Here is a 4,335-nt window from a genome sequence, read left to right as displayed (position 1 = left end):
CAGGACCGGGCGCACGGCGACAGCAAGGGGCAGCACGAGAACGGTCATCGGGACTCGAATGGCCGCCACGAGGACAAGGGACATCAGAACTCGGACGGCCGCCACGATCACGTCCGTCACGACGAGGACGGCCGTCACGACGAGGACAGCCGTCACGAGGACGGCCGTCACGACGAGGACAGCCGTCACGAGGAGGACGGCCGTCACGACGAGGACAGCCGTCACGACGAGGACAGCCGTCACGACGAGGACGGCCGTCACGAGGACGGTGGGCGGCACGAGGAGAGCGGCCAGCGCGAGGACAGTGGCCGCTACGACGCGAAGATGAACAGCGGTCGTGACGACCATGGGCGCCAGGAGGACAACGGCGGCCAGGAGAACAAGGAGAACAAGGAGAACAAGGAGAACAAGGAAAGCAAGGAGAACGGCGGCAACCAGGAGAACAACGGGCAGCGCGAGGACCAAGGGCGCCCGGCCATGAGCCACTTCTTCCCCGGGAAGTTCTGGCCCGGCGCTCAGGGCCGCAGCGCGGCGCGCCCCGACCAGGCCGCCCAGCCGCAGGAGGCAGCGCAGACCGAGCAGGCCGCCCAGCCGCAGCAGGCGGCCCAGCCCGCCGAGGAGTCCCAGGACCGCGGCGCCGTCCGGCCCGTCACCGTTCCCGCCCACGGGGACGACCAGGCGCGCCACGGCCAGGAGAACAAGCAGAACAACAAGCAGAACAAGGAGCACCAGAACGCCAAGCAGAACGATCCGGTGACGATCGCCGAGGCGATCGAGATCGCCGAGTGCGAGGTCGGCGGCCGGGCCGTCACCGCCGAGCTGGTGGACTGCCCCGAGGACGACCCGCACCACAAGGGCAACCACCAGGACGAGCGCAAGGACGAGCGCAAGGACGAGCGGCAGCACGACGGTCAGCGCAAGGACCAGCAGCGCAAGGACGAGCACAAGGACTCGCACCAGAAGGAGGGCAAGAAGGTGTGGGTCGTGGAGGTCGAGTGCGACCACAACCTCACGACCGTCTTCATCGACCCGGAGACCGGCTGCGTCCTCGGTACGGAGCAGGAGCAGGACGACCACCACGGTGACCACGGCAAGCAGGGCGACCACGGCGACCACGAGGGCAAGGGCGGCCACGGCCGGCCGATGGTTACCGCCTAGGCACGTACATGATCACGGCGACTCCGGCCAGGCAGATCAGTGCTCCGATGACATCGAAGCGGTCGGGCCGGTAGCCGTCGGCGACCATGCCCCAGGCGAGCGATCCGGCGACGAAAACGCCGCCGTACGCCGCGAGGATGCGGCCGAACTCCGCGTCCGGCTGGAGCGTGGCCACGAACCCGTAGGCGCCCAGGGAGATGACCCCTGCGCCGATCCATGCCCAACCCCTGTGCTCACGTACGCCCTGCCAGATGAGCCAGGCGCCGCCGATCTCCAGGAGCGCGGCCACGGCGAACAGAGCGATGGAACGTGCGGTGAGCATGGGGGAAGGGTACGGCCCGATCATGAAACCCGAACGAACCACCTAGGGGCCCGCCCGGGCCCCGGCCTCGGGGCCCCGGTCTCAGGCCCCGGCCTCAGGGCCACACCAGGCAGTACGCCTGGTGCCCCGCCTCGTGCAGCCGGTGGCTGAAGTCCTGCCATTCGTGCAGCAGTTGATAGACCGTGAAGGCGTCCCGGGGGCCGCCGCGGTCGGGGACCGTGGACCAGATGAAGGCCGCCGCGCCCACGGACTCCTCGCCCACGCCGCGCAGCGGGTCGACCACGGTCATCGGGAGCTTGACGACGGCGTAATCCGGGTGGAGGACGACCAGTTCGAGCGGGGGGACCCGGTGCAGCGGGACGCCCTCGATGCCGGTGAGGACCATCGCCGCGACCGTCTCCGGCTTGATCTTCGTGAACATGCCGTGGCCGAGCTCATCGCCGCCGAGCTCCTCGGGGCGCATGGAGATGGGGACCCTGGCCGCGGTGGCGCCATCGGGCGCACCGAAGTACTTGTAGGTCACCCCCATGCGGCCCCCGCTTCTGCTTGCCCTGCCCGCCTCGTCCCGCCGATGGCGTCCGGGCCGGGCACGCTCGGGGCCGCCTCGGTCGTCAGTCCCTTCACCCAGTTCGCCACCGCGATGCATATCTCCACCCGACCACTCGCGGCCACTACCGCGCAACCCGATCTCTGTTACAGCAACCTCCCCCACGCTCGGGCTGTGAAACGCCCGGCCGCGGGAGTCTGTCCGGCTCTGACAACATGGCTTGCGTGAGCTATCCGTACACAGCCCCAGTTTCGCAGACGCTTTTCGATCGCGCGGCCGCCGTGACCCCCGGCGGCGTGAACTCTCCGGTGCGGGCGTTCCGCGCCGTGGGAGGAACGCCCCGGTTCATGGTGTCCGGTGATGGTCCGTACCTCACCGATGCCGACGGACGCGAGTATGTGGACCTCGTGTGCTCGTGGGGACCGATGATCCTCGGCCATTCCCACCCCGAGGTCATCGCGGCCGTGCAGGCCGCCGTCGCCCGCGGTACCTCGTTCGGCACGCCTGGTGAGGGTGAGGTCGAGCTCGCCGAGGAGATCGTGGCGCGGGTCGCCCCCGTGGAGCAGGTGCGCCTGGTGTCGTCCGGCACCGAGGCGACGATGTCGGCGATCCGGCTGGCTCGTGGGTTCACCGGGCGGTCGAAGGTGATCAAGTTCGCCGGTTGCTACCACGGGCATGTGGACGCCCTGCTGGCCGCGGCCGGGTCCGGGGTGGCGACCTTCGGGCTGCCGGACACTCCGGGGGTGACGGGAGCGCAGGCGGGGGAGACCGTGGTGCTCCCGTACAACGACCTGGAGGCGGTCCGGGCGGCCTTTGTCGCGCACCCCGGGGAGATCGCCTGTGTGATCACCGAGGCGTCGCCGGGCAACATGGGCGTGGTGCCGCCGCTGCCCGGGTTCAACGCGGGCCTCAAGCAGCTCTGCGCCGACCATGGCGCGCTCTACATCTCCGACGAGGTCATGACCGGCTTCCGGGTCTCCCGGGCCGGGTGGTTCGGGCTGGACGGCGTGGAGCCGGACCTGATGACCTTCGGCAAGGTCATGGGCGGCGGCTTCCCGGCCGCGGCCTTCGGCGGGCGCGCCGATGTCATGGAGCGCCTCGCCCCGGCCGGCCCGGTCTACCAGGCGGGCACGCTGTCCGGGAACCCGGTCGCCACGGCCGCAGGCGTCGCGCAGTTGCGGCTGCTGGACGACGCGGCGTACGGACAGGTCGACGCGGCCTCCGAGCGGCTGCGGGCGATGGCGACCGAGGCGCTCTCCAAGGCGGGCGTGGCCCACCGGGTGCAGGTCGCGGGCAATATGTTCTCGGTCTTCTTCACCGGCGACGAGGTCACCAACTACGAGCAGGCCAAGGGGCAGGAGTCGTTCCGCTTCACCGCCTTCTTCCACTCGATGCTGTCCCAGGGCGTCTATCTCCCGCCGTCCGCCTTCGAGTCGTGGTTCGTCTCCACGGCGCATGACGAGCGGGCGCTGGAGCGGGTGGCGGCGGCTCTGCCGGGGGCGGCGCGGGCCGCCGCCGAGGCCACTGAATGATGGGTGACATGACACAGAGCGAGAACGACATCACCGTCGTCCATGTGATGCGCCACGGCGAGGTCCACAACCCGGAGGGCGTGCTCTACGGCAGGCTGCCCGGCTACCACCTCTCGGATCTGGGGCGGCAGATGGCCGACCGGGTCGCCGAGCACCTCGCCGACCGTGACATCACCCATGTCGTCGCCTCCCCGCTGGAGCGGGCGCAGGAGACGGCGGGGCCGATCGCCAAGGCGCACGGCCTGGACGTGGCCTCGGACGAGCGGCTGATCGAGGCGGCGAACGTCTTCCAGGGCAAGACCTTCGGCGTCGGCGACGGCGCGCTGCGCAAACCGGCCAACTGGCGCCATCTCACCAACCCCTTCCGTCCGTCCTGGGGCGAGCCCTATGTCGACCAGGTGGTGCGGATGATGGCGGCGCTGGGCCGGGCGCGGGACGCGGCGCGCGGGCACGAGGCGGTGTGCGTCAGCCATCAACTGCCCATCTGGATCGTGCGCAGCTTCGTGGAGCGGCGGCGGCTGTGGCACGACCCGCGCAAGCGGCAGTGCACCCTGGCCAGCCTCACCAGCTTCACCTACCGCGGTGACCGGATCGTCGCGGTGGGCTACAGCGAACCGGCCCGTGATCTCGTCCCGGCCCATCTGCGCGCGGGCGCCAAGCCGGTGAAGGGGGCCTCCAAGGGCTTCGGCGCCTGAGCGGCAGGGCTTGCGTGCCTGCGTGGCAGGGCTCGCGGTGCCCGCGCGGCAGGGCTTGCGGTGCCCGCGCGGCCGGGCCAC

The 4,335-nt window shown here is 70.7% G+C and carries 5 protein-coding genes; 3 read left to right on the top strand and 2 right to left on the bottom strand.

Features of this window, described 5'->3' with window-relative positions; translation table 11 throughout:
• The coding region (locus KN815_RS38560) for a PepSY domain-containing protein (RefSeq protein WP_372458588.1) at positions 1-1,158 on the top strand (1,158 nt) is incomplete at its 5' end.
• Here KN815_RS38560 and KN815_RS38555 read toward each other — a convergent pair.
• Both KN815_RS38555 and KN815_RS38550 read right to left on the bottom strand, forming a co-directional pair.
• A complete protein-coding gene (locus KN815_RS38555; protein WP_078642826.1) occupies positions 1,148-1,480 on the bottom strand; it encodes a YnfA family protein in 333 nt (110 codons plus the stop codon). The genes KN815_RS38560 and KN815_RS38555 overlap by 11 nt on opposite strands.
• 94 nt (positions 1,481-1,574) lie before the next feature.
• Positions 1,575-2,126 carry a hypothetical protein gene (locus tag KN815_RS38550; protein ID WP_253209499.1) on the bottom strand — a complete coding sequence of 184 codons (552 nt, stop codon included), beginning with the start codon at positions 2,124-2,126 and terminating at the stop codon, positions 1,575-1,577.
• A gap of 116 nt (positions 2,127-2,242) precedes the next feature.
• Here KN815_RS38550 and hemL point away from each other — a divergent pair, with 116 nt between their 5' ends.
• A complete protein-coding gene (gene hemL, locus KN815_RS38545) occupies positions 2,243-3,559 on the top strand; it encodes a glutamate-1-semialdehyde 2,1-aminomutase (protein WP_216346465.1) in 1,317 nt (438 codons plus the stop codon).
• Positions 3,560-3,567: 8 nt separating this feature from the next.
• Complete coding sequence (locus tag KN815_RS38540; RefSeq protein ID WP_174893822.1) at positions 3,568-4,254, top strand: histidine phosphatase family protein; 687 nt, start codon at positions 3,568-3,570, stop codon at positions 4,252-4,254.
• The last annotated feature ends 81 nt before the right edge of the window (positions 4,255-4,335 follow it).

Origin of the sequence: Streptomyces niphimycinicus (assembly GCF_018883605.1) — a bacterium.
Classification (GTDB): Bacteria; Actinomycetota; Actinomycetes; order Streptomycetales; family Streptomycetaceae; genus Streptomyces; species Streptomyces niphimycinicus.
Note: the sequence above shows the minus strand (reverse complement) of the source record. Positions and strands in the feature narration are given on the sequence as shown.

Coding starts and splice junctions, on each gene's coding strand:
- KN815_RS38555 (WP_078642826.1), bottom strand. CDS start 1,480: ATGCTCACCGCACGTTCCATCGCTCTGTTCGCCGTGGCCGCGCTCCTG.
- KN815_RS38550 (WP_253209499.1), bottom strand. CDS start 2,126: ATGCATCGCGGTGGCGAACTGGGTGAAGGGACTGACGACCGAGGCGGC.
- KN815_RS38540 (WP_174893822.1), top strand. CDS start 3,568: ATGACACAGAGCGAGAACGACATCACCGTCGTCCATGTGATGCGCCAC.
- hemL (WP_216346465.1), top strand. CDS start 2,243: ATGGCTTGCGTGAGCTATCCGTACACAGCCCCAGTTTCGCAGACGCTT.